The organism is Gilliamella sp. B2785, assembly GCF_026537005.1.
Taxonomy (GTDB): Bacteria; Pseudomonadota; Gammaproteobacteria; order Enterobacterales; family Orbaceae; genus Gilliamella; species Gilliamella apicola_E.
Map to the genome: position 1 here is coordinate 437,653 of NZ_JAFNNC010000001.1, position 24,467 is coordinate 462,119.

The window sequence follows — 24,467 nt, forward strand, 5'->3', positions numbered from 1 at the left end:
ATTTTTTAATTCATAAAAATCATAATACAAATCTGTCTATTATCTTAGACTTACTCGCTAAATCTTTCACATGCCTCTAATGTATTACTCATTAGCATTGCAACTGTCATTGGCCCTACTCCACCAGGTACAGGTGTGATCCAACCGGCATGTTGGCTAGCAATATCGAATTCTACATCTCCAACAAGTTTGCCATCAGGTAAACGGTTAATTCCAACATCAATTACGATAGCACCAGGTTTGATCCATTCTCCCTTAACATAGTTAGGGATTCCAACACCCGCAACAACAATATCAGCATTACGAACATGCTTTTCTAGATCAATAGTTCTGCTATGAGTAATCGTTGTGGTACAACCTAATAACAATAATTCTAACGCCATAGGACGTCCAACAATGCTTGATGCGCCTACAACTGTTGCGTTTAAGCCAGATAAATTAATGCCGGTTGATTCTAACATTTTAACAACACCATACGGCGTGCATGGGCGTAATATCGGATCGCGTTGTAATAAATGACCAATATTATAAGGATGAAAACCATCAACATCTTTACGAGGATCGATACGCTCTAACACTTTTGTCTTATCAATGTTATCTGGTAATGGAAGCTGAACTAAGATGCCATGAACATCGGCTCGTTGATTTAATTCATCGATCAACGCTAATAATGCCTCAGTGGTTGAAGATGGATAATCATAAGCAAAAGAAGCAAAGCCGACATCGTCACAAGCTTTTTGCTTATTTTTAACATAAATTTTAGAAGCGGGATCAGAACCAACTTGTATTACAGCTAGTCCTGGAACAGATAAACCTTGTTCAGTCCGTGATTTTACCTTTTTGGCTATTTCGTTACGTATTTGCTGCGCTAACGCTTTACCATCAATTATTTTTGCAGTCATAAGCGATTACTTCTTTTACCCAATGAATGGGGTATTCTCGCAAAAGTTTTTATTATTGTCTATTCACTTATCGGTTGATTGACTAAGTTCTGTTAAAATCTGTTGATATTGTTTGTCTATATCAGTAATTACCAAACAAATATGTGAATCGAATGCTTTAAGTTTAGGTTTTTGAGCTTTCCATTCATTTTTTGAGATATCTTTGATGGCACCGAAGTTTTTAAAAAAGTTAAATTCTAAAATACTTCCCCCCACAACATTATAAAAAATACGTTCGCCGATATCTTGTCCATCTTTTTTTAATTTATTAAAGTTTTGGTAATAAAATTTTGTTGTTCCATTTTCAGTAATAATTGAACGATGTAACAACTTAACTAATCGTTTATATAATTTATTTAATTCGCCATGTAGTTCTCGGTCATCACTTAATTTTCTTGTTATTGCTAGATCGAAAGCAACTTTTACTTCCAATAATAAATCTAATGATTGTTGTTCTAGTTGTGGTAATTGTGATCTTAGACTTTTTTGAAACTCATTGAGATTTTTACGTAATTGAGGGCTAGCTGATATTGTTTTCTTATTAAGTATTACTTTGCCATCATTCTTGATCGATAAATCATTCGACTTATTTACGATTTGGATGTTGTCTTTATTTATCACTATATCGTAATTGGGTTTTACAGCACACTCTTTTTGTGCCGCAAACACTGTTATTGATAAGGTTAATGAAAAAATAACTATTATTTTTTTTAGCATTTTGACATCCATTTAATGGTTGAAATTTAAATTATAGCGAGTAATATCAAATTAGCATCAATTTAAAGAATTAAAAAACCCCGTTCCTCAACTTTTTTTAATAAAAGCAGCTATAAAATAATCAATTAATCATTTAAATGATTAAAACGTATACCTTACACGCTATGCGGATGTAATATCAATAGATATAATCTATTATATCAACTAGATTTATCTACTTTTTTTTATTCAAAACTAAAGTATAGTAATTTTATTCAATTTAACTCATAGAGGTGAAATATGTACGCTGTTATTTTTGGACGTCAAGGATGTCCATATTGTGTGCGAGCTAAAGAGCTTGCCGAGAAGTTATCTCAAGAACGTGATGATTTTTCATATCGATATGTAGATATAAATGCAGAAGGTATTACCAAGGAAGATCTTTCTAAAAGTGTTGGTAAACCGGTTGAAACCGTACCGCAAATTTTTATTGATGAAAAACCAATTGGTGGCTGTACTGATTTTGAAGCATATGCCAAAGCTAATTTGGGATTATTTCAAGACTAAATACTTTTGCACATCAAATACAGATAAACCATTTCGGTGGTTTATCTTAACGCCCCGGCAATTTTTGCCATGTAACTTCATTACGCAAATAAGTTGGCTCGACATCTTCAACTTTAACAACTTCTTTTCTTAACCATTTTTGATGAGCGATAACCACCAAATCTTGTGCTTCTGGTAAGAATACTTCACTAGGCTTAGTTCCTGTTAACATTTCAGGATAAGTTTGCCAACCTGTACCTGCTGAGTAATAATCATTATGACTTTTTTGAATTTTATTGATTGCATTTTCAGGTTTGACGACACATTCTGGAATGATCGTTTGCCAATTTTGGTTTTGATACTCATATTGTCCTAAATAGACTTCGCCCATTCTAGCATCTATCGCAGGTATGACTTTCTTTGCCTCTGTTTTCCTATAAGCGCCTTGCGCTAGGGTCATCAAAGTTGAGACACCTATCATCGGTTTATCAATTCCTAATGCTAATCCTTGAGCTACACCAATACCTATTCTTACTCCAGTAAAGCTACCAGGACCTTGAGCAAAAGCAATAGCATCAAGTTGTGAAAGCGTGCAACCTGATTGACTTAAAATTTTATCAACCATTGGTAAGATCTTTTTAGTATGATCACGTGCCGAAATCATAAAATCATGAGTGATTTCATTTCGAAAAAATAGAGCTACGGAACAAGCTTCTGTCGAAGTATCAATGGCTAAAATAGTACTCATTTGGTTTCCAGATTATCTGATTGGTTGTTAGATAATAAAAAATTGATTACCTTGTTAACATCTCGGGTTCTTGGCGATGGTGGTAAACTATTTATAAACGTTGCCCCATAAGGTCGCATAACTAATCTATTATCGCAAATAATAATTGCTCCTCGATCATTATGATGACGGATTAATCGCCCAACACCTTGTTTTAAGGTAATAACGGCTTCAGGTAATTGCACTTCATTAAAGGCATCGCCACCTTGCATTTGGCAATCTTCCATTCTCGCTTTCATTAAGGGATCATCTGGTGAGGTAAACGGTAATTTATCTATAATAACACAAGATAAAGTATCTCCCCTAACATCAATCCCTTCCCAAAAACTGCTCGTTGCGATTAATAGTGCATTACCACTTTCAATAAACTGTTCAAGAAGTTTTGATTTGCTTGTTTCACCTTGAACTAAAACCGGTAACTCGGTATGTAAGCGAAAATGTTCAGCTAATGCATTCATCATTGCATAAGATGTACAAAGGAAAAAACAACGCCCTTTGTTTGCCTCAATAACCGGTAATAAAATATTGACAAGTTTTTCAGCATTGCCCCTTTCATTTGGTGATGGTATATAACGTGGTACACACAAAATAGTCTGATTGGTATAATCAAATGGGCTTTCTAAAATTAATGATTCTGCATTAGTTAAACCTAAACGTTTGGTAAAGTAATCTAATTGATTATCAACTGATAATGTTGCTGATGTGAAAATCCAGGCACCTTTACGCTGGATTAATAATTCCTCAAATTTTTCCGTTACCGACAATGGAGTTAATGCAAAGAGAAAAGAGCTATATGAACTTTCATACCAATAACTAAAACCTGGTACATGAGTTTCGGACAATTTTTTTAATAATTGCTGGTATTGGTTAACTCGATCATAACAATTATCTAAAGTTGTGGATCGCCCTATCGCTAATAACAGAACTTCTTTGCAAAAATCAAGCGCATCAAATAAATAAGATAATTCTTGTTTAATATTGGTTTGATTAAATAGATAACGAAGATTTCCTTTATTATTTTGCTGGCTTATCAACAATCTCAAATCTTGGGTACATTTTTGTAGTTTATCAGCACACTGCTGGAGTTGTGACATATCTTTGACTTCTGTTCGATAAGCCAAATTAATCTCTTTAGCTAAGTCGAACAGTTGTCGACTTGTTAACTGCTCACCAAAATAGTGACACGCAAGATCAGGAAGTTGATGCGCTTCATCAAATATCATCACATCAGCTTTAGGAATTAATTCACCAAATCCGGTATCTTTCACAACAACATCAGCTAAAAATAGATGATGATTAACAACAACAATATCAGCGTTCATGGCTCTTTTACGAGCTTTAACCACATAACAATCGTTGTAATGTTCACAATCACTACCCAAACAATTATCATTTGTGCTAGTTAAAATTGGCCAAATTGGATTATCTTCGGTAACAGTTGTACATTTACTAATGTCACCATCTTTTGTTTTGATTGACCAATTTTTAACCCGAACCAGATCAGTTCGTAAATTCTTATCTAAATCTCCGGCAGCAGCATATTGATGATACATGCGCTCTAAACAGAGATAATTGGCTCGACCTTTAAGAAGTGAAATTTTACCAGTATAGTTTAAAGCTTTTTTGATAATGGGTAAGTCTTTACTATATAACTGTTCTTGTAAATTCTTGGAGCCTGTCGAGATTATTGCTTTTTTCTCACTGCGTAATGCAGGAACTAAATAAGCAAAGGTTTTACCCGTTCCAGTACCCGCTTCGACCACCAATGACTTTTGTGCATTTATTGCTTCAGTGACCTTATTTGCCATATGTCTTTGTGGTTCTCTAGCAACAAAACCATCTATAGCTGTCGCAAGCAAACCATTTTCTGCAAAATCATTAATCACTTAAAATGCACCTAATTAGAAGATAAGCCCAATTTTTTATTCATACTTGAAAAATTATTTAGGAATAATTTGATATGAAGAAAATAGTATTTTCATAAAAAAGAGATGAATTTATTATATTGGAATTGAACAACCAGTAACTTAAATAATCGATATACTATAACAATTATTTACAAGCAGCACTAGATAATATTACAAACTTAAGAAAAATCGCTTCATCAACCCCTCCCTTAATGTTGTGACAATAAAAAGGTTTATTAAGGGAGGATGTTGTTAAAATAATTAAAAATACTATGGCCCAAAAAGCATGAACTTTATTGGTTATTTAACCATTTCATGTATTCGGTAGTGCCTTCAGTCACCGATTTGAATTGAATCGGACAACCTGAATTTCTGAATTTTGTTAAATCAGCTTGCGTAAAACGTTGGTAACGTCCTTCTAAATGTTCAGGGAAAGGTATATACTCAATTTCACCTTTTTTATGATAGTGAAGTACCGCATCGGCAACTGTTTGGAATGATTCTGCTTTGCCGGTTCCACAGTTATAAATGCCTGATACTTTATTTTCCCAAAACCATAAATTGACATCAACCACATCTTCCACATAAATAAAATCACGTTTGAAAGTATCACTTCCGGCGAATAATTTAAGTTTTTCGCCTTTGTGAAGCTGTTCATTAAGATGATATGCAACGCTTGCCATACTACCTTTGTGTGTTTCACGAGGCCCATAAACATTAAAATAGCGAAAACCACATACTTGTGATTCAGCCGTTGGTAATACTTGTCTTACGTATTGATCAAATAAAAATTTAGAATACCCATATACATTCAACGGTTTTTCATAAGCTCTATCTTCGATAAAGTTATCGCTACGACCACCATAAGTTGCAGCAGAAGAAGCATATAAAAATGGTATATCAAGTTCTAAACAGTAGTGTAGTAGATCTTTAGAATATTGATAATTGTTTTCCATCATAAATTTGCCATCCCACTCAGTCGTTGAGGAACATGCACCTTGATGAAAAATGACATCGATATTTAAATTTTCGTTGGATAAAATGGCGACAATAAAATCATCTTTATCCATATAGTCGGCAATATCGAGATCAACAAGATTAGAAAATTTTGTCCCATCCTTTAAGTCATCAACAACAAGGATATCTTTAAATCCTTTTTTATTTAGACCTCTTACAATATTACTACCAATAAATCCTGCTCCACCGGTCACAACAATCATAATAATTACCTTTTTAATTAATGAATAAAGATATTATATTGTATAATATCGTTATTTTCGAGTGTTCTTATTCAATCAGATTTAAATATTCTTTATTTGTTTTTCATAATTTAAAAAACATTTTATCTTATTAACGGTTATGTTTTACTGATACAAATTTTGGTACAATAAAAAAAATCAAGACAAAACAATTAGACCTAGCCGATGCTTAAAAAAATTATCAATACAATTAGCAAATTAAACAGAAAACGAAATTATTTATTCAAAAATGTAAAACTTTTTATTTTGTCCTTTAAGCTGAAAAGGTCTCAATTAGATTTATCAAAAATAGATAAAGTCACCATTCAAGCATGTAAAAATGGACTTGGCGATGCTGTTATCATATCAGGACTGCCTAAAATTCTCGCCACTCACGGTTTTGAAGTGACAGTGCTGACAAAAAAATCCAATGCTTTTTTATTTGAATCTAATCCTTATGTCAGTCAAGTTATTTGTCTTGACAGACCATTAACCAAATCACAGATTCGTGTTTTAAAATCTTTAGAATGCGATCTATTTATTGATCCAAACAATAGAACCAGTTATTCCAATTGGATTTTTAAGATCATTAAGAAAATAAAACCTAAACATACTATTGGCTTTAACTATCCCAATTGTTACCGTGTATATGACTCAATCATCACCTATACGGATTTTAGTGCACATTTTAGTCAAAGATTTAGATACATTTTAAATAAAATTAATATACAAACAAGCGAAAATGATTACAAATATGATCTTCATTATTCCGATGAATATGATTTACAAGTTGAAGATCTTTTATCTAATTATCTATCTAAAAAAATCTGTATTTTTAATCCTTATGCATCCTCAGATCGCCGAAGTTTTTCAAGCAAACAGGCACAAGATATCATAGATCTTATGTCGAGTTACCCCAATATAGTAACCATTGTCGTTGGTTTGCCAGATAAAATCAGTAAATTACATCCATCACCAAATATAGTAATTAATCCACTCAATCATTTTTTTCATGCTGCGTCGTTAATTAAACATTGTGATTTTGTTATTTCAGTTGATACCTCTATTGTACATCTTGCCAATGCTTATAATAAACCTTTAATTAGTGTTTATAGTTCTGAGATTGATACTTTTGATCCCCGATATAAAAATAACGATGTGTATAAACCTAATTATGAAAATGCAATACAGATCATTGCACCCGAAAACTCAGCCCAAAATTTAGATATAATGAACTTAAAGCACTATATAGATCAGCTGACAATAAATCTTTAAATCAGATTTCACTTAAAAAATATTATTGTCATGAAGTTTATATAGCGTAAGCTTACTCACTTATAATGAATTAAAAACATCGTTATAAGCCTGTTTTTCGAAAATATCCGTATCAAGAGCACTATCTAAAGACATATTTTTAACCTCTACTTTTAACGCTTTCATGACAGAACTTGCGTGCTCAAAAGCAGGGAGAATATTTTTTTCAAAATCAGATGCTAATTGTGAATAGGTGATATTGTCTGGTGTTTCATAAAATCGAGGTAAATGGAAATTATTTAAATCAACACCAGCTAAATAAAGTTGGTTAAAACCTAAGTAAACGGCTATTTGAAGCGCCCAATAAACAACAGTTTTAGCCGGAAATACGCCATTGACAATATTTGTCTCAAAGGCTAACGGCTCATGTTCCCGATGATCATTATGATAGAAGTAAATACTTTTATTTCGGGTAGGATCTTTTTCAATTTCGGTCAATGTTTGGATCGGTTGATAAGTCAGTTTGAACGCATCTTCAATTAACGCTACTTTACAACAGATGGATTGGTTACCGAAAAGGTTTATGATTTTCACTAAACCATCCACTTGCAAAAATAAGAGAAGATCTGGGTTAGCAATAATTTGTTCTACAATCTCAGGTCGTTGAGAAAAAAAGTGAATATCCGTGATAACGTAAAAATTGAAGTTTATCTTGTCCTTTAGACAATATGAGCCATTTACCCCTAAAGTCAAAACCGATGGAGAGTGTTTAAACGTTATTTGATTAATGGATGGTCCAGAAGCAACCATTACTAATTGACCGGTAAAGGCATGTTTTAATGACTTAAGATCGATGATAGGAATAGTGATCCCTTTATAAGCAAAATCGACTATTTGGCCACAGTCCCCACGACAGATTTTGACATGAGGCCAACGTTTACGGTTATGTTTATAACGCTTAGAATGCGTTAGTCGATAGATTACTTTGAACAATTCATCACTTAATTTCATTTTTATTAATTTTATTTTTTGTTTTTAAGTTTAATATACATCAATGCATATTTTAAGGCTTTCAATAAATGACCTTTTTTAAGAAATTTTTTTGCATAGACTCGGTAATCAGTTGGTCTCATTTTATCTTGATAGCTGTCTAAACCACTATCTCGCCATGGCGTAAAATGTTTATAAAAAAGATACCAATTCTGGGCTACCCCCACATGCTCATGGTACCAAGGTTTCCTAGCTCCTGTAAAATGAATAAATGAAGGTAAATTTTTTTCAGTTTCAAAGAACTTGTCTTTGTCTTTTTCATTAATCCATGTGAATAAGTAGTTCCAACTAGGATCAATGATTAACACATTATTTTGTAATACCATATTAAGCGCATCTTGATCAGGATAACGCAACTGACCTTTATACGATAATAAAAGGGTATTTACTTTCTCTTCGGTGTTAAAATCATTCCAATTTTTTACATTAATATATAAAAAACCTGAATTAAAATAATGTGTAGTTGATAAGTTTAATCGTTGAATATTTTTAGAAACGTTTTCATTATTTAATGAATCAATACAGGCCGCACACACGACATTATCGATGTCGATATTATTTATTGCAGATATATCTTTGAAACAAAGTATGTCAGCGTCTAAATAGATTAATTTATCCACTTTTCCATTTAATAAACGGGGAACAAGTAGTCGAATAAACATGGAGCGATTAAGATGCTTTATCGCATGTTCGTTATCATATTTGTCCAAACATGCTTTAGGTATAGGATAGACGATAATGTCTGAGCTTAAACGACTCAATTGATCAATATCGTCTTGCTCGACATCATTAAGAAAAACATGAAATTTTAACGCATTATTCATATTGTTAAAATAAATTGATTGAATAGCTATCGCTACATATTTTAAGTAATTTTTATCTGAGCAAAAAGCGATGTTTATCGTATTATGTTTGTTCATCTAAATTATTTCCATGATTCACCATCTACTACAAATAATATTTTTAAATTAAATATCTTGCAATTATTCTTTTTACCCTCAAAAATCCAATAGTAGCAACTTTTCCGATTTTACTAATACAGCTTTTGATTATAGTTTACATTCACTTAATTCATTGAAATTGTTTACCTGTGTATAAATTAAAGTATATTCCTTTTTTCTCTAATAAAGCTGCGTGATTACCTTGCTCAATAATATGTCCATCATCAATGACTAGAATCTCATCGGCATTTTCAATCGTTGAGAGTCGATGTGCAATCACTAAAGAAGTTCGGCCTTTTTGTAATTCATCTAACGCTTTTTGAATGGCACGTTCAGATTCCGTATCTAATGCAGAGGTCGCTTCATCTAAGATTAAAATAGGGTTGTCACGCAATAATGCTCTTGCAATAGCGATTCGCTGGCGTTGACCGCCTGATAATAATACTCCACTTTCCCCGACTTTTGTGTCAAAACCTTTTTCAAAATTCATGATAAAATCATAAGCGAAAGCTTTTTTAGCGGCTGCTTCGATTTCAGCTTGTGAATACTGATCAAGTCGACCATATGCAATATTATTGGCAATGGTATCATTAAACAGAAAAACATTTTGCGAGACTAATCCAATTTGGTTCCTTAAACAAAACAGGGTTAAATCTTGAATGTTATGTCCGTCAATCAATATTTCACCTTCAGAAATATCATAAAAACGTGTCAGTAAATTTGTGATCGTCGTTTTGCCTGAACCCGAACGCCCAACAAAAGCCACGGTTTTTCCTGCCGAAACAGTAAAGCTAATATCTTGGATCGCAAGTTGTTGTCGGGTTTCATAACCAAAACTAACATGCTTAAATTCAATATCCCCTTTTACACGCTCAATGTTAAGTTTACCCGTGTCTTTTTCGACAGGTTGCTCCAAAATGGAAAAGAGTGTTTGACATGCCGCCATACCTTTTTGAAAACTCGCATTCACACTAGTCAAACTTTTAATAGGTTGCATAAGCGCAACTAAGGAAGAAAAAACAACCGTAAACTCACCCGCTGTGATATTTAAATCTGGATTACTTGCCGTTAATAAAACAAAAGCAATTGCAAATGAAATAACTAACTGAACAATTGGGGTAGAGAGCGCTGAAATAGAGACAAGTCTCATACCGTCACGACGAAACTTATTACTTATTTTAACAAAATTGTTCGACTCTTCGTCTTGTGCACCAAATACGATGATCTCACGATGTCCTTTTAACATTTGTTCAACAGACATGGTGACATTACCCATTGAATTTTGCATGTTTTTAGCTAATCGTCGGAATTTCACAGAAATAAACGTAATTAAACCAATAACAATGGGAGTAATGATGATCAGTGACAATGATAATTGCCAACTGTTATAAAACATCGTATAAAATAATCCACAAATAAACGCTGATTCACGAATAATGATAATTAAAGCATCGGATGATGACGAGGCTACCTGATCGGTATCGTAAGTTATGCGAGACAATAATCGACCATTCGAATTTTGATCGTAATAACTAACCGGCGCATCGACAAAATGGTTAAATAACCTTTGTCTAATCCGCATAACAATTTTACCAGAGATAAACGCTAACGAAACCGAATAGCCATAGTTAGCTATACCTCGTAATAAAACCAACCCAAAAATATAGATGGGAGCCATAAATAAAAAACTTTTATCACCATCACTAAACCCTCTATCTAAAAGGGGTTTTAATATTGCTATGAGTGATGTATCGGCAAATGCACTTAAGAAAAGTAATAATACAGAGACAAATAAAATGAGTTTATGCTCAATAATATATGGCCACAGTTTCAAAAACGTTTGCCATGTTGATGAATCTTTATCGAGATCATGCTTTTCTTGTTGATGTTTTTTAGTCATATTGTTCTTCATAAATAAATTAATGATATTACGCATTAAATTGCATTTTATGCATTTGAGAATAAATACCATTCAGCGCTAAAAGTGATTCATGATTCCCATCTTCAATGATTTTTCCCTCATCAATAACTAAAATTCGATCGGCTTTTTCAATGGTTGATAATCGATGTGCAATAATGATAGATGTACGATTTTTTTGCAAAATTTCAATGGCTTCCTGTACCAATCGTTCGGATTCATTATCTAATGCTGAAGTCGCTTCATCTAAAATTAAAATCGGGTTATTACGTAACAGAACTCTGGCAATTGCAATCCGTTGTCGCTGTCCTCCTGATAGCAATACGCCGTTATCACCAATTTCAGTATTAATACCTTGTTCTAATTTATCAATAAACTCTAAAGCATTTGCTAATTTTGCAGCGTGCATAATGGCTTCTTGAGAATGTTTTCCTTTCTCTCCATAAGTAATATTATCGGCTATTGTTCCATTGAATAAATGCACGCGTTGCGATACATATCCAATCTGGCTTCGTAACGATTTTAATGTGTAATCTTTTATATTAATCGAATCTAACAGAATTTCGCCGTTTGTTACATCATAAAAACGAGGAATTAAACTGGCTATGGTGGATTTACCGGCTCCAGACCGTCCAACTAATGCAACCGTTTGCCCCGCTTTTATCGTAAAACTGATATCATTGAGTGAGGGTGTATTTCGAGTAGGATAAGTATAGGTAACATGTCTAAACTCTATATTACCATTAACTTTATCTTTCTCAATTTTACCTTCATCCTCTTCTAAAGGTGAATTTAAGATCCCAAATAATGATTCACAAGCTACCGCACCTTTTTGTAATTCAACATGTAAACTGGTTAATTCACGAAGTGGGCGCATAACCGCAACCATAGCAGAAAATACAACGGTAAAAGATCCTGGCGTGATATCCAAACTTTCACTGGCAACCAGATACAAGATGCCCCCTAAACCTAAAGTTGCAATCAACTGGATGATTGGCGTTGACAATCTTGAAACAAATTCAATTTTTAATACGCCACGTCGCACTGTATCAGTTATCTGGCTAAAATTACGTTTTTCGTAATCCTTGGCATTAAATATTAATACCTCTTTATGACCGTTTAACATTTCATCGGCAGCGATTGTAATTTCACCCATCCCTTTTTGCATCGATTTAATGGTTTCTCTAAATTTTTTGGCAATAAATTGTGCGATAAAAATGATTAAAGGAACAATGATAAATAGTACTAATGCTAATTTCCAACTACCATAAAACATGACGCAACAAAGTCCAATGGCGTAGGTAATTTCTCGAACCAAGATAATTAATGCATCAGATGAAGCTTTGGATAAGAGTTGTGTATTGAATGTGATAACTGACACAAGGTCACCCACAGAACTCTGATCATGGAAGCTAACGGGGCTTTTAACAAGATGATTGAAGATTAACTGCCTAAATTTGGTGACAACTTTGCCCGACAACCACGATAGACAGTAGGTCGATGCGTAGTTTGACAATCCTCTTAACAGTATTAAACCAATGATCGAACCAGCAATGATCATCAATAACGAATAATTTTTCCCCATTAAACCATGATCCAATAACGGTTTTGTAAGAGAAATTAGCGTAGCATCAGTAGCGGCATTTAATAGCAATCCAAACACGGCCGCAATTAATGCTTTTTTGTATGGTGCAACAAAAGGCCAAAGCAGTCTAAGTGTTTTCCAAGAGGTATATTTGTCCGACATAAAGTTAATTAAAAATTATCAAAATAATAGGTATTATACTACAAATAACGATGTCTCGTTAGTTTAATAAATGCTTAAAAGAGTCTTAGTTAATTATTCCTACAATAAAACTTCGTTAATTGAAAATAGAATAGAATCTATGCATCAAAAAAAATGCATATCTGCTCGATATGCATTTATATCACCGAATCGTCGATTATTTTTTACATTTAGCGACTAACTGAGAGGTTGAATAACCTTCTATACGTTCAAGAATAATGGCCTCGCCACCATAACTGACTACTTTTTGCGCTTCAGGCCAATTATCAATGGTGTAGCCTTCTTTCGCAATCACATCAGGTCGAAGTTCTTCAACAATATGACACGCATTATCTTCACTAAATACGATGACATAATCAACAAATTCGAGTGAAGCCAGTAACGTGGCTCGAGTGTTTTGATCTTGAATAGGTCTATCAGTACCTTTATATTTTTTTATCGAATCGTCTGAGTTCACTCCCACAATGAGAATATCACAAACATTTTTAGCTTGTTGCAAAGAACTTAAATGCCCTAAGTGTAACAAATCAAAACAGCCATTTGTAAATCCAATTTTTTTACCTTGTTTTTTTAATTCATCAATAATTGGCTTAGCATCGGATAAACTGATAATTTTATTTGTTCGAGTACACTTAATTTCACATTTTTTTGTCGTTAATTTTGCTTTTAACTCATTAAAAGAAACTGTTGCTGTGCCTAATTTTCCAACCACAATTCCTGATGCAATATTGGCTAATTGCATCGCTTCGGCAATTGGTGCTTTTGCACCTAAAGCAATACCTAATGTGGCTAAAGAGGTGTCTCCTGCGCCTGAAACATCGAAAACTTCTTTAGCTTCTGTTGGTATTTTGACAATGAAATTTTTATTTTCACATGAAATATAAGCCATTCCATATTCACTTAAAGTCACAATAATATTTTTAATACCATATTGTTTTAAGAAAATATCAGCACCTTGTTTCAATTCATCATCAAATTGTGGACTATCAGGATTGAGTTTAATACCTGTTGCATCAAAAAATTCTTTGATATTTGGCTTAATTAATGTCGCACCACGATACTTAGAATAATCATTACCTTTTGGATCAACAATAACCGGAATATTAAACTTATTACAAAGATTAATAATCATCTGAGTAGTTTCTTGATTAAAAATACCTTTATTGTAATCCGACAACAAAACAATATCGGTCATCTTAATTGCTTGCTTAACTAATTTAGAAAATTTAGGAAGTAATTCAGGAACAAAAGGAAGTAGCTTTTCAGCATCCGCACGAAGTAAATGATTATGATTAGCTATAAATCTTGTTTTGATAATAGTTGGATGATTTTTTAATTGATAAAGATGACTATGGCTACCAGCTTTTTTTAAAAGTGAGGTAACAAGCTTACCGTTTGAGTCTAAACCAACAAATCCTAAAAAAGTAGGTTTACAGCCAAGAGACGCTAAATTAGCCGCCACATTTCCTGCTCCACCTAACATTATCTCTTCATAATCCAATCTGAAAATGGGTACAGGTGCTTCTGGAGAAATCCGTTCTACCGTTCCATACAAAAAACGATCCAACATAATATCCCCAATGACCGTTACTTTAGTATTTCTAAATCTAGAAAGGTAAGAATAAAATTGATTCATATTGATATTTCCAGTTTATGCTATTTTAAAATTTTTTTTATTTCTTCGAAAACCGAATTTGGTTTGATACTTTTCATACAGATATGATTATTGTTCTTATTGATACAATATGATGCCCATTTATTATTTATCCATTCGCATGTTAAAGGACATGCACTGGAAGAAATATTTACATTATTCGAATAACCATAGAAATCTGCAGAAGTAGGACCAAAAATCACGACTGAAATACCCCCTTGCAAAGACTTTCTTAAATGAACCATTCCACCTTCTCCGTCAATGTGTAACATGGAATTTTTCAAAATAGTTTTTAACTGATTTAAGGTCGTTTTTCCAACTAAATTTAAATCTGTGCCTTTAATTAACTGACACCTATTCGTCGAAACACCTAATTGAACAATTTTATAATCTTTAAAGTTAATTTTTATCTGCCTGACTAATTCATTATAGTATTCAAGCGGATATAATTTTGTGGATTCACTTTCAAGATTATTTCCATCAACACCTCGATTAAGCGTAATAAACTTTGTATCTGCTAACTTCAGATCTTTTAGATATTTTTTATCATCAGATACGACTGGTAAAAATTTATAATTGTTGCGTTCAATATTCAAAAAACCATAAATATCTGGCTGTTGCAATCTATTTTGATTATTTATTATTGAATACTGAATACTTAATGAGTCAATTTTAGGCGATGCTTTTACAATTTTATCATTTATTCGATAAAATTCTTCATACAATTTAACCAATTTTTTTAATTTCAAATTTACATTTGACGGGAGTAAAACTAAATTATTTTTAACTATTAGTGGAAAACGATCTATTCTAAAATCAATTAAATAAGCTACTCGACCTTGATTCCACTCATCTTCATGATAGATATTAAAACACGATTCACCAATTAATTCTTTGACTAATTTAGTATTCTTAACAAAAATATCAATGGCTTTGATTTCATCTTTCAAATACTCTAATAAATAACTACAATAATTAAGACCAATCAAAATATCACCGATTCCCCCTGGAATGAAAAAAGATAAACGATCTAAGCGATATTCAATATCATAGGGTTCATTAGTAATCGGATCAAATTTTTGCTTGTTTGATTTAAAGTCAAAAAGTTTACACAAATTCCACCACAACAATTTGATTGCAGCTTTTTTATACTTATTGGAATAAAGGGATTTATATTTGTTAACTTTTTGCTGTAATTTATCAAAATAGTTCATAATTGATTTCTTATTTACTCATATAATTTCAATATTAAAATATATTTACATCAACCTAGCTTTTGAGCGAAGTATTATACCTTAAAATAAAGGAAAATTTTTAGAAAAAATTTCTAATAATAAAAATTGTTGTTATAGCAAAAAAACTGAATAAATAAGTAATTATATTTATTACTTGAGTAAACAATCGTGTTATTTAATTATGCTAGTTTAGCCTTTGACTTTTCCAATAAAGCGACAATAGATAATAATTAATTTATACTTTCATCATAGTTTAAAAATTGTATGACTTGTTCAAAAACAAAATTTGTATCTATAGATTTCATGCAGATATGTTTGTTGAGACTATTGATGCAAGTTTTTGCCCATGTTTCATTTAACCATTCGCAACTAAATGGGCAAGCTTTAGAAGCAATATTAATATTGTCTGCATACCCATAAAAATCGACAGAGGTAGGTCCAAAAATCACCACAGATACCCCTCCATTTAAAGCCTTTCTTAAATGAACCATACCTCCTTCACTATCAATATGTAGTACAGAATGCTTAAGCAATACTTTAAGTGCGTCTAATGATGTTTCTCCAACCAAGTTAATATCAACATTATCAATCAGTTGACATCGTTCGGTTGATGCGCCTAATTGAACAATTTTATAATTTGGATAATTGATTTTAATAAGATTCACTAGAGCATTATAATTGTGTAAGCTCCACAGTTTAGTGGACTCAGTTACATTACCTTGATTATCAACCCCCCTGTTAATAGTGATATATTTACCCGGCTGGAGCCTTAAATTGTTTAATATTCTGTTTTCATGAAATATTTTAGGGGTATACTTAAAATTGCAGCTAATATTTAATAAATTAGCTATATCAGGTTGTTGTATTCTTTTATGTCCGTTAATAAGTGAAAACTGATTAGTCATGCCGTCCATAAAAGGTAAATAATCAAAAAAACGGGAATTTTTCTTGTAAAAATCTTTGTAAACGTCAATAAGTTTAAGCAATTTTTTATTTTTGGAGTGTTTTGAATAAATAAGATTATTTTCTAAAATTTGTGGATATCTCACTAATCCTATTTTCAACAGATATCTATCATTTATTGGTTCTAAGACTGAAAAAATATTAAATTCATCCCCACCATCTAAAGATTTCACCATAGAGGCATTATTAACAAAAATATCAATGATAATGTTGTTAGGCTTTAAATATTCTCTTAAATAGCAAGCGTAATTAAAACCAATTAAAATATCACCAATACCCCCTGATAAAATTAAGGCTATCTTATTTAGATTTTTCTTAGATATTTTATCTTTACTGGTTTTCAAACTAATTATTTGAACAATGTTCCACCAAATTAATTTAAGTGCAATTTTCTTATTATTGACACTGTATTTTATTTTATATTTATTAACTTTTCTCTGTAACTCTTTAAGATAACTCATAATTAATATTACCTCATGTATTAATTTGAATTTTTCCATCAATTACAATTCGTAATTTAATAAACGCTATCAATTAAATGGGTTGCTATTTCATGTTTACATCAGAACGCTAATGGTATTAAAAATTTACCATGTTTATAATTTTCTAATCTCTACTACGTACTATTTTGCAATTGGGTTGAAACATTCAATTATTTAGCTGGTAAAACTAACTAATATTTAAGTTAAAGGTTTGATATATATTAATTATATGAAAAATTTATACAAATCATACAAGTACTATAAAACTCATTTTTTTGTACTGTATCGTTTAACATTATCATATGACGTATAAAGTGCGCTTATCAATTATATGTCAAATAACATCAGTCTTGTTTAAACACCAAAATTAGTATTAAATTAATAGTAATTATTTGAATTTTAAGATATTGTTTATTCCAAATCCAACTATTTAAAACAAGATGCCTTTATTTCATTTATAATTCAACAATCTCTATTTATTTACACTAAATTTTAGAGCTCTCACTCTATTAAAAATTTTGGGATTATTACACAACAAAAAAGATTTTATTGAGACTTAATACACAATTTACAATACAATGTTATATTTAATAATTGATTACTGGTCAACATTATTTTTTTATAAAAAAGTTAACTAATATTTATAAACTCAATATCGGATGGCGACGAGTTTATACATTTAGTCACTGATTTAAAAATGAAAGTAGGTAAATAATGTTTTTTAAAACTTGTTCGTGCAAGCAGAAGATTAATTTATTTAACAATTTTAACCCACATTACGTAAAATTATACAATTATCGATAGCGTATATTACGCTTAAACTTAAATTAAACTAAAGGTCTGAAATTATTTAATGTTTCTTTTATCTGCTCGATAATCAATTGGATATTTAATTCACCAATACGATCGCCTTCTTTTGTAATCTTGTTTTCTTGTGTAAATAAAAGTTTAGTATTCGTTCCAATAGGAGCCCAAACTTTATTTAGATTAAAACCGGCATTATAACGATTATTATAAACAGCGATCATTGGTTTGTTATAAGTTGATGCAACATGTACAATTGATGTATCTACACTGATGACTAAATGACATAGCGAAACAAGAGCTGATGCCACAATAAAAGATGGATTTCTATTAAGATGAATATTCGGTAATTCATCAATACCACAAATTTGCTTCTGTTCTCCGACAATAATGGTAGTACAATTTTTTTGTTGTGATAAAAAAGCATTAATTTTTGTTATTTGTTCATGCGAAAAACTTTTCGCTTCAGACGATCCAAACGGATTAAAAACAATAATAAATTTATCCGATCCATTACACACTTCATCAATAAACTTTTTGGCTGTTAATAATTCATCATGATAAATATTAAGATGATATTGAACACAATTATAACTAATTTTCAGAAGATCTAGAATCATACAGCTTCGTTTAGTGATATGAGCGTTCACCTCGTTAAAGTCAATTGAAGTATCATATTGTAAGAATTTATATTGATTAAACCCTATGGTATGCGTAGGGTTAAAAGATGAGATAAGTTCAACCCTTCTAAGACTATTATCACCTTCATCATAAAGATCAATAGCAAGATCTATCTTGATATTCTTTTCGGTTTTACAAAATTTTTTTATCTTTTTTTTATTAAAAAAGTAGGCGTTGTCGACTTCAATGAAACCATTAAATAAGAAGTTTAACCGTTCATCCACAACAACATTCACTTGATAATTATTCCGTCTTAACTGATTAATAAGAAAAGAAGCAACAATTGCATCACCGATACCAAAATCGCACATGACAATTAATATTGAGTGATAATTATCCGCATCAAATACAGTATTTTTCAACTTTCGTTTATTAAGTTGATTTGTTTTGAAATTATTCTTAATTTTTTTAATTAAAAAATTTCTATATCGATTAAGTTGTTTGAAGGAATTAATCATTCTTTATTATCTCGTCAATTTTCCATAATAAATGTTTCAGCAATTTCATCTTTTAAAACAAATCAATCATTATTATTTTATTCTTTTATTATTTTTATAAATTAATCATCTATTCGATTAATGCCATAATTCCGTAACTTATTGGCTATTGATGTGTGTGAAACGCCTAAACGTTTCGCGAGTTTGCGCGAACTCGGATAGTTATAATACAACTGTAACAAAATCTTTTTTTCGAATTGTTTGGTCATTTCATCAAGTGTTTTATTTTCGATATCATTGATCCAAGAAACTTGGGTCGAAGTTATCGTAGGTAGAACAATATCTTTTACTGTTAATTGTGATGATGTCAATTGAGATAATGCGGAATAAAGTACATTTTTAAGCTGTCTTACATTACCTGGCCAAGAGTATTGCGTTAAGTAAGGAATAACATCCTGACTCACTTTTGGCGGGATAATACCTTGCTTATTAGCAAATTCATCAATGAAAATATGAGTAAGTGGTTCTATGTCATCCTTGCGCTCTTTTAGTGAAGGTAAATTTAAAGACAATACATTCAAGCGATAATAAAGATCTTTCCTAAACTTTCCTTGTTCCACCAACTCAGCTAAATCAACTTTAGTCGCACAGATGATTCTAACATCAACGTAAACTTCGTTATCGTCACCTACTCTTCGAAAATATCCATCATTAATAAAACGTAATAATTTGGTTTGCATTTGGAATGACATCTCATCAATGCCATCAAGTAATACAGAACCACCATTTGCTTGCTCAAAAAAACCTTTTTTACTTTCAACTGCTCCGGGATAAGCGCCTGCTGCATGTCCATAAAGTTCACTTTCAACAACATCATCGGGCATTGCTGCACAATTTAAACCTAAAAAAGCTTTATCACCCCTAGGACTATATTGGTGACATGCGCTAGCTAATAAATCTTTACCAGTCCCAGTTTCACCAGTGATTAGTAATGGTTCTCGTTGCACCGAAAATGCTTTAGCTTGAGCAATCAACTTTTGCATAGCTTGACTTTGAACGGCGAAAATATCAAAAGCATGACTGCCAACAACATTGATTTTTGATAGTCGTCTTTTTAAATATTCAACCGGTTGTAAAACAAAAGTAATTTTGAATGATTCACGGACTTTTTGCAATAAAAAATACTGCGAATTTAAAACAATAATAGCATCATCATGCTGAGCTAAATTGAACGCTGCATCCAAATTAAATACATTTTGATAATCAAATTTTTGATTTAAATTCAATAAATTAATAGAAAATAGCGCTTTTGCTACATTATTATAAGCCAACAGTTTTGAATTATTATCGATTTCAATGATGGCTGCTTGCATTATAATTTTCCCACTTTTCATTTAACTTCATTAAATTGTTATGACGAACTTGCCACTCATGGCTATTAATTAAGTCAACACAATTGATTTTAGTTGTCGTCAATAACTGTTTTGCTTTATCAGTTAGTAATGATTGTTTTTTATTTAAATTAGTCAACGCATCTAAAATAGCTAATGTGCCATTGCGGTTATTACATGCCAATAATAAGTCACAACCAGCATTAAGTGCAGCTTCTGCTCGTTGAGCATGATTACCTAAAATCGCTGCACCTTCCATTGATAAATCATCCGAAAATATAATGCCATTAAAATGTAATTGTTCACGTAATACAGTTTTAAGCCAAAATGCTGATCCGCTGGCTGGTTTATCATTAAATTCAGGATAAATAACGTGAGCGGGCATAATAGCATCAAGTTTCTTTTCTGCGATCAATTTTGCAAAGATCTGCATATCATTTTCAATAAGTGCTTTAGAGCGATGATCTATTGGTGTTTCTTTATGAGAATCAGCAATCACATGACCATGACCTGGAAAATGTTTACCCGTTGTTTTCATCCCTGCACAATGCATACCATCAATCATAGATGATGCAATTTGATAAGCAATATTGATATCTGAATGAAAGGATCGACTACCTATTGCTAAACACTCATGGCCTAAATCTAATACCGGCGCATAACTAAGATCGATATCGTAGGCAATCAATTCTATAGCCAACAACCAGCCAGCATCGAAGGCCAATGATTTAGCCTTTTCGATATCATTAAGCAATGCGAATGATTGAGCAGGAGGAATATGGGTAAAACCTTTTTTAAAGCGTTGAACTCGCCCCCCCTCATGATCGACCGAAATTAATAAACGCTCAGATGTGGTAGCACGAATCTGTTTAATAAGTTCAGTTAATTGTTCTGGATCTTCGTAATTACGACTAAATAAGATGATACCTGCAACCAACGGATTTTGTAGAAGCTTTACATCATCATTAGTTAACGATGTTCCTTGCACATCAATCAATAAAGGCCCCATTATTCCGCAGCCCCTTGAACATTATTCGATGGCATATCTTTTGATGTTACCCGTTGTAAAATTTCACCAGTTTGCGTTGAAAGTAACTCCATAGAAAGGTTTGCATTATCATTTTCTGATGGAGATTTATAAAGTGTAGTAAAAAGCACATATCCAGCATTCATTGATTTTGCTAAGCCTATCATTTTGCTTCGTGATACAAGTTTATCATCAGCCGAAATACCTAATGCTTGTTTGGCTCGGTTGATAGATTGCCTATCAGCGACAGTAAAAAGATTTTGTTTATTCATTAAGCTATGTAACGTTTCATCAACCTGATTTGTTGCTAAATAATCTCCACTGCGATTTTGAATATCACTAATCAACAAAACTTTATTGCCTTCAATTGAGGATGAAGATTGCATTATTTTATTTACAAGTGGTGATAAAATTGTATTCCAATCAATTGTCTTTGCAATCTGTGGAGGCGTATCTACTACACCTGGATCACTCGGTGTTTCAATTGGGGCTTTAACTTCAGTTTTTTGATTAGAACCTAAAAGTTGACAACCAGCCAAGCTTAAAGCTAGCATACTAATTACTGCGGTACGTTTAAACTGTTTCATATAAGTTAACCTATTAATCGCCCTAAATTTTTACCGCCTAATAAATGCATATGAATATGAAAGACTTCTTGTCCCGCATCCTTATTACAATTCATAATTAAACGGTAACCACTTTCATCAATACCTTCCTGCTTGGCAATTTTAGCTGCCACTACCACCATATGACCAAGCAAAGCTTCATCAGACGCTTCTATATGATTTATGGTTGGAATCAATTTATTGGGAATAATTAAGATATGTGTAGGAGCTTGAGGCGAAATATCTCGAAATGCAGTAACTTTATCATCTTGAAAGACAATATCAGAAGGAATTTCACGGCGAATAATCTTACTAAAAATGGTTTCTTCAGCCATATAAACACTCCCTAAAAAAATAGCTATTAATTTTAAATTTTTATTCTGTTAAGAATAGCATACTTTAATGACAAAAATGTATAGATATCGTTACATTTTTATATTTACGCTTCATATTTTGATAAAAAAAGTTGAGGAACGGGGTTTTTGAGGGAGCTAGTAGCCGTTTTTTTGATGATTAAGACTATATTTTCCTCGTAAATAGCCAAATCGTATTTTTATAACTTATTCATTTGTTAAAGAGATTAATTTGATATATAATGCGCCGTCGATTTCAACCGCTTAATTTTCATGTTCCTTGCTTTCAATGGGTTGCGGTTGCCCCGACAGAAAGCTGATTAATCCGTAGGGAGCGATAATGCGTCATTACGAAATTGTATTTATGGTTCACCCAGATCAAAGTGAACAAGTACCTGGTATGATTGAACGTTATACTGGTACATTAACCACTGATGGTGGAAAAATCCATCGTTTAGAAGATTGGGGTCGTCGCCAATTAGCCTATCCTATCGAAAAACTGCATAAAGCACACTATGTGTTAATGAATGTAGAAGCTACTCAAGAAGCAGTCAATGAACTTGAAGATAACTTCCGTTTCAATGATGCAGTAATTCGCAGTTTAATTATGCGCACAAAACACGCTGTAACTGAAACATCACCTATGCTAAAAGCTAAAGATGAACGTCGTAGTTCAGAAGAAGATTATAGCGATGTAAACATGGACGATGATTCAGAAGAATAATCGTTTAGTTTTGTCGGGTTTGGTTACCAAAACCCCGATAAAAAAAATGAGTCCCAGTGGGATTTTACACTGCCAGTTTTATTTAGAACACGTTTCTGAACAAATCGAAGCAGGATTCCCAAGACAAGCATGGTGCACAATGCCAGTTATTGTCAGTGGACAACAAGAGTTAAGTTACAGTATTAAAAAAGGCAGCAAAGTATTAGTAAGTGGCTTTATCAGCACACATACTAAACGAGATAAAACCAGTCAATTAGTTTTACATGCTGACCAAATTAAACTATTAGGAGAATAGCCAAATGGCACGTTATTTCCGTCGTCGCAAATTCTGCCGTTTTACAGCAGAAGGCGTTAAAGAAATTGATTATAAAGATGTTTCTTTATTAAAAAGCTATATCACAGAAAGTGGTAAAATTGTACCAAGCCGTATCACTGGTACTAGCGCAAAATATCAACGTCAATTAGCTCGCGCTATCAAACGCGCTCGTTACTTGGCATTATTACCATATACTGACAACCATCAGTAATTAGCAACAGAGGGAACATATAATGCAAATTATTCTACTCGATAAAGTTGCTAATTTAGGCAGCTTAGGTGATCAAGTTAATGTTAAAGCGGGTTATGCTCGTAACTTTTTAATTCCACAAGGTAAAGCAGTACCTGCGACTAAAAAGAATATTGAATTCTTTGAAGCGCGTCGTGCTGAATTAGAAGCAAAACTAGCAGAAACGTTAAAAGCCGCAGAAGAGCGCGTATCTGAAATCAATGCATTAGGTAAAGTAACTATTACTTCTAAAGCGGGGGATGAAGGTCGTCTATTCGGTTCAATTGGTACTCGTGATATCGCTGATGCAGTTAAAGCTCGTGGTATTCAAGTATCAAAAAGCGAAGTTCGCCTGCCAAATGGTGTATTACGTACTACTGGTGAACACGAAGTGTTATTCCAAGTACATAGCGAAGCTTTTGCTAAAATTATTGTTGAGATTATTCCTGAATAATCATCAGATAATAGCAATAAAAAAACCCGTTTACTATAACGGGTTTTT

At 32.3% G+C, this 24,467-nt stretch carries 23 protein-coding genes; 6 read left to right on the forward strand and 17 right to left on the reverse strand.

Annotation, left to right across the window (positions count from 1 at the left end; all coding sequences use genetic code 11):
* Window positions 1-50: 50 nt before the first annotated feature.
* Together folD and J3U24_RS01985 are read right to left on the reverse strand one after the other, a co-directional pair.
* Complete coding sequence (gene folD / locus J3U24_RS01980) at window positions 51-902, reverse strand: bifunctional methylenetetrahydrofolate dehydrogenase/methenyltetrahydrofolate cyclohydrolase FolD (protein ID WP_065562574.1); 852 nt, start codon at window positions 900-902, stop codon at window positions 51-53.
* A 63-nt stretch (window positions 903-965) separates the two neighbouring features.
* Window positions 966-1,658, reverse strand: coding sequence for a DUF2884 family protein (locus J3U24_RS01985; RefSeq protein ID WP_267337501.1), 693 nt, complete (start codon window positions 1,656-1,658; stop codon window positions 966-968).
* Between the two features lie 279 nt (window positions 1,659-1,937).
* Here J3U24_RS01985 and J3U24_RS01990 point away from each other — a divergent pair, with 279 nt between their 5' ends.
* Entirely contained in the window at window positions 1,938-2,204 is a 267-nt protein-coding gene (locus J3U24_RS01990) for a GrxA family glutaredoxin (protein WP_065562576.1), read from the forward strand.
* A gap of 46 nt (window positions 2,205-2,250) precedes the next feature.
* Here the strand turns inward: J3U24_RS01990 and tsaB are convergent, their stop codons facing one another.
* From tsaB to rfaD, 3 genes are all read right to left on the reverse strand, one after another.
* Window positions 2,251-2,931 (reverse strand): tRNA (adenosine(37)-N6)-threonylcarbamoyltransferase complex dimerization subunit type 1 TsaB, encoded by a 681-nt coding sequence (gene tsaB / locus J3U24_RS01995; protein ID WP_267337500.1) that lies wholly within the window; start codon window positions 2,929-2,931, stop codon window positions 2,251-2,253.
* On the reverse strand, window positions 2,928-4,856 hold the full coding sequence (locus J3U24_RS02000) for an ATP-dependent DNA helicase (protein WP_220224949.1): 1,929 nt from the start codon (window positions 4,854-4,856) through the stop codon (window positions 2,928-2,930). Before J3U24_RS02000 ends, tsaB begins: the two co-directional genes overlap by 4 nt.
* Before the next feature lie 314 nt (window positions 4,857-5,170).
* The gene (gene rfaD / locus J3U24_RS02005; RefSeq protein ID WP_267337499.1) at window positions 5,171-6,097 is read right to left on the reverse strand and encodes an ADP-glyceromanno-heptose 6-epimerase; all 927 of its coding nucleotides are present in this window, start codon (window positions 6,095-6,097) and stop codon (window positions 5,171-5,173) included.
* 204 nt (window positions 6,098-6,301) lie between these two features.
* Between rfaD and J3U24_RS02010 the strand changes: the two genes are divergently transcribed.
* Window positions 6,302-7,390, forward strand: a complete 1,089-nt coding sequence (locus J3U24_RS02010; protein WP_267337498.1) for a glycosyltransferase family 9 protein — start codon at window positions 6,302-6,304, stop codon at window positions 7,388-7,390.
* A gap of 60 nt (window positions 7,391-7,450) precedes the next feature.
* On the opposite strand, the gene J3U24_RS02015 is transcribed toward J3U24_RS02010, so the two are convergent.
* The 12 genes from J3U24_RS02015 to hinT form a co-directional block, all read right to left on the reverse strand.
* A complete protein-coding gene (locus tag J3U24_RS02015; protein ID WP_267330191.1) occupies window positions 7,451-8,362 on the reverse strand; it encodes a hypothetical protein in 912 nt (303 codons plus the stop codon).
* 29 nt (window positions 8,363-8,391) lie between these two features.
* Window positions 8,392-9,339 (reverse strand): glycosyltransferase family 8 protein, encoded by a 948-nt coding sequence (locus J3U24_RS02020; RefSeq protein WP_267330190.1) that lies wholly within the window; start codon window positions 9,337-9,339, stop codon window positions 8,392-8,394.
* Between the two features lie 151 nt (window positions 9,340-9,490).
* Window positions 9,491-11,260, reverse strand: coding sequence for a lipid A ABC transporter ATP-binding protein/permease MsbA (gene msbA / locus J3U24_RS02025; RefSeq protein ID WP_267337496.1), 1,770 nt, complete (start codon window positions 11,258-11,260; stop codon window positions 9,491-9,493).
* 28 nt (window positions 11,261-11,288) lie between these two features.
* A complete protein-coding gene (gene msbA, locus J3U24_RS02030) occupies window positions 11,289-13,025 on the reverse strand; it encodes a lipid A export permease/ATP-binding protein MsbA (protein ID WP_267337495.1) in 1,737 nt (578 codons plus the stop codon).
* 196 nt (window positions 13,026-13,221) lie between these two features.
* Entirely contained in the window at window positions 13,222-14,700 is a 1,479-nt protein-coding gene (gene rfaE1, locus J3U24_RS02035) for a D-glycero-beta-D-manno-heptose-7-phosphate kinase (RefSeq protein WP_267337493.1), read from the reverse strand.
* A gap of 20 nt (window positions 14,701-14,720) precedes the next feature.
* Entirely contained in the window at window positions 14,721-15,932 is a 1,212-nt protein-coding gene (locus J3U24_RS02040) for a glycosyltransferase family 9 protein (RefSeq protein ID WP_267337492.1), read from the reverse strand.
* A gap of 251 nt (window positions 15,933-16,183) precedes the next feature.
* Window positions 16,184-17,377 carry a glycosyltransferase family 9 protein gene (locus J3U24_RS02045; protein WP_267337491.1) on the reverse strand — a complete coding sequence of 398 codons (1,194 nt, stop codon included), beginning with the start codon at window positions 17,375-17,377 and terminating at the stop codon, window positions 16,184-16,186.
* 848 nt (window positions 17,378-18,225) lie between these two features.
* A complete protein-coding gene (locus J3U24_RS02050; RefSeq protein ID WP_267337490.1) occupies window positions 18,226-19,245 on the reverse strand; it encodes a glycosyltransferase family 9 protein in 1,020 nt (339 codons plus the stop codon).
* A gap of 197 nt (window positions 19,246-19,442) precedes the next feature.
* Window positions 19,443-20,693: a sigma 54-interacting transcriptional regulator gene (locus J3U24_RS02055; RefSeq protein ID WP_267337488.1), complete on the reverse strand. Its 1,251-nt coding sequence runs from the start codon at window positions 20,691-20,693 to the stop codon at window positions 19,443-19,445.
* On the reverse strand, window positions 20,674-21,720 hold the full coding sequence (gene nagZ / locus J3U24_RS02060) for a beta-N-acetylhexosaminidase (protein WP_267337487.1): 1,047 nt from the start codon (window positions 21,718-21,720) through the stop codon (window positions 20,674-20,676). The genes J3U24_RS02055 and nagZ overlap by 20 nt, the downstream gene beginning before the upstream one ends.
* Window positions 21,720-22,325 (reverse strand): penicillin-binding protein activator LpoB, encoded by a 606-nt coding sequence (locus tag J3U24_RS02065; protein WP_267337486.1) that lies wholly within the window; start codon window positions 22,323-22,325, stop codon window positions 21,720-21,722. The genes nagZ and J3U24_RS02065 overlap by 1 nt, the downstream gene beginning before the upstream one ends.
* 5 nt (window positions 22,326-22,330) lie before the next feature.
* On the reverse strand, window positions 22,331-22,678 hold the full coding sequence (hinT, locus tag J3U24_RS02070; protein WP_267330180.1) for a purine nucleoside phosphoramidase: 348 nt from the start codon (window positions 22,676-22,678) through the stop codon (window positions 22,331-22,333).
* Between the two features lie 358 nt (window positions 22,679-23,036).
* On the opposite strand from hinT, the gene rpsF reads away from it, so the two are divergent.
* Genes rpsF through rplI form a run of 4 tightly spaced genes read left to right on the forward strand, consistent with a single transcriptional unit; the run spans window position 23,037 to window position 24,419 of the window.
* Window positions 23,037-23,420, forward strand: a complete 384-nt coding sequence (gene rpsF, locus J3U24_RS02075; protein WP_034882519.1) for a 30S ribosomal protein S6 — start codon at window positions 23,037-23,039, stop codon at window positions 23,418-23,420.
* Entirely contained in the window at window positions 23,404-23,715 is a 312-nt protein-coding gene (gene priB, locus J3U24_RS02080) for a primosomal replication protein N (protein ID WP_065563076.1), read from the forward strand. The genes rpsF and priB overlap by 17 nt, the downstream gene beginning before the upstream one ends.
* 4 nt (window positions 23,716-23,719) lie before the next feature.
* Window positions 23,720-23,947, forward strand: coding sequence for a 30S ribosomal protein S18 (gene rpsR, locus J3U24_RS02085; RefSeq protein ID WP_025314965.1), 228 nt, complete (start codon window positions 23,720-23,722; stop codon window positions 23,945-23,947).
* Between the two features lie 22 nt (window positions 23,948-23,969).
* Window positions 23,970-24,419 carry a 50S ribosomal protein L9 gene (rplI, locus tag J3U24_RS02090; RefSeq protein ID WP_065563077.1) on the forward strand — a complete coding sequence of 150 codons (450 nt, stop codon included), beginning with the start codon at window positions 23,970-23,972 and terminating at the stop codon, window positions 24,417-24,419.
* The last annotated feature ends 48 nt before the right edge of the window (window positions 24,420-24,467 follow it).

Excerpts from the sequence above, each read along its gene's own strand:
- J3U24_RS02045 (WP_267337491.1), bottom strand. The coding sequence starts at position 17,377 with ATGAGTTATCTTAAAGAGTTACAGAGAAAAGTTAATAAATATAAAATA.
- msbA (WP_267337495.1), bottom strand. The coding sequence starts at position 13,025 with ATGTCGGACAAATATACCTCTTGGAAAACACTTAGACTGCTTTGGCCT.
- tsaB (WP_267337500.1), bottom strand. The coding sequence starts at position 2,931 with ATGAGTACTATTTTAGCCATTGATACTTCGACAGAAGCTTGTTCCGTA.
- J3U24_RS02055 (WP_267337488.1), bottom strand. The coding sequence starts at position 20,693 with ATGCAAGCAGCCATCATTGAAATCGATAATAATTCAAAACTGTTGGCT.
- nagZ (WP_267337487.1), bottom strand. The coding sequence starts at position 21,720 with ATGGGGCCTTTATTGATTGATGTGCAAGGAACATCGTTAACTAATGAT.
- hinT (WP_267330180.1), bottom strand. The coding sequence starts at position 22,678 with ATGGCTGAAGAAACCATTTTTAGTAAGATTATTCGCCGTGAAATTCCT.
- J3U24_RS02010 (WP_267337498.1), top strand. The coding sequence starts at position 6,302 with ATGCTTAAAAAAATTATCAATACAATTAGCAAATTAAACAGAAAACGA.
- folD (WP_065562574.1), bottom strand. The coding sequence starts at position 902 with ATGACTGCAAAAATAATTGATGGTAAAGCGTTAGCGCAGCAAATACGT.
- rfaE1 (WP_267337493.1), bottom strand. The coding sequence starts at position 14,700 with ATGAATCAATTTTATTCTTACCTTTCTAGATTTAGAAATACTAAAGTA.
- rpsR (WP_025314965.1), top strand. The coding sequence starts at position 23,720 with ATGGCACGTTATTTCCGTCGTCGCAAATTCTGCCGTTTTACAGCAGAA.
- J3U24_RS01985 (WP_267337501.1), bottom strand. The coding sequence starts at position 1,658 with ATGCTAAAAAAAATAATAGTTATTTTTTCATTAACCTTATCAATAACA.
- rpsF (WP_034882519.1), top strand. The coding sequence starts at position 23,037 with ATGCGTCATTACGAAATTGTATTTATGGTTCACCCAGATCAAAGTGAA.
- J3U24_RS02065 (WP_267337486.1), bottom strand. The coding sequence starts at position 22,325 with ATGAAACAGTTTAAACGTACCGCAGTAATTAGTATGCTAGCTTTAAGC.
- J3U24_RS01990 (WP_065562576.1), top strand. The coding sequence starts at position 1,938 with ATGTACGCTGTTATTTTTGGACGTCAAGGATGTCCATATTGTGTGCGA.
- J3U24_RS02020 (WP_267330190.1), bottom strand. The coding sequence starts at position 9,339 with ATGAACAAACATAATACGATAAACATCGCTTTTTGCTCAGATAAAAAT.
- rfaD (WP_267337499.1), bottom strand. The coding sequence starts at position 6,097 with ATGATTGTTGTGACCGGTGGAGCAGGATTTATTGGTAGTAATATTGTA.
- rplI (WP_065563077.1), top strand. The coding sequence starts at position 23,970 with ATGCAAATTATTCTACTCGATAAAGTTGCTAATTTAGGCAGCTTAGGT.
- msbA (WP_267337496.1), bottom strand. The coding sequence starts at position 11,260 with ATGACTAAAAAACATCAACAAGAAAAGCATGATCTCGATAAAGATTCA.
- J3U24_RS02040 (WP_267337492.1), bottom strand. The coding sequence starts at position 15,932 with ATGAACTATTTTGATAAATTACAGCAAAAAGTTAACAAATATAAATCC.
- priB (WP_065563076.1), top strand. The coding sequence starts at position 23,404 with ATGATTCAGAAGAATAATCGTTTAGTTTTGTCGGGTTTGGTTACCAAA.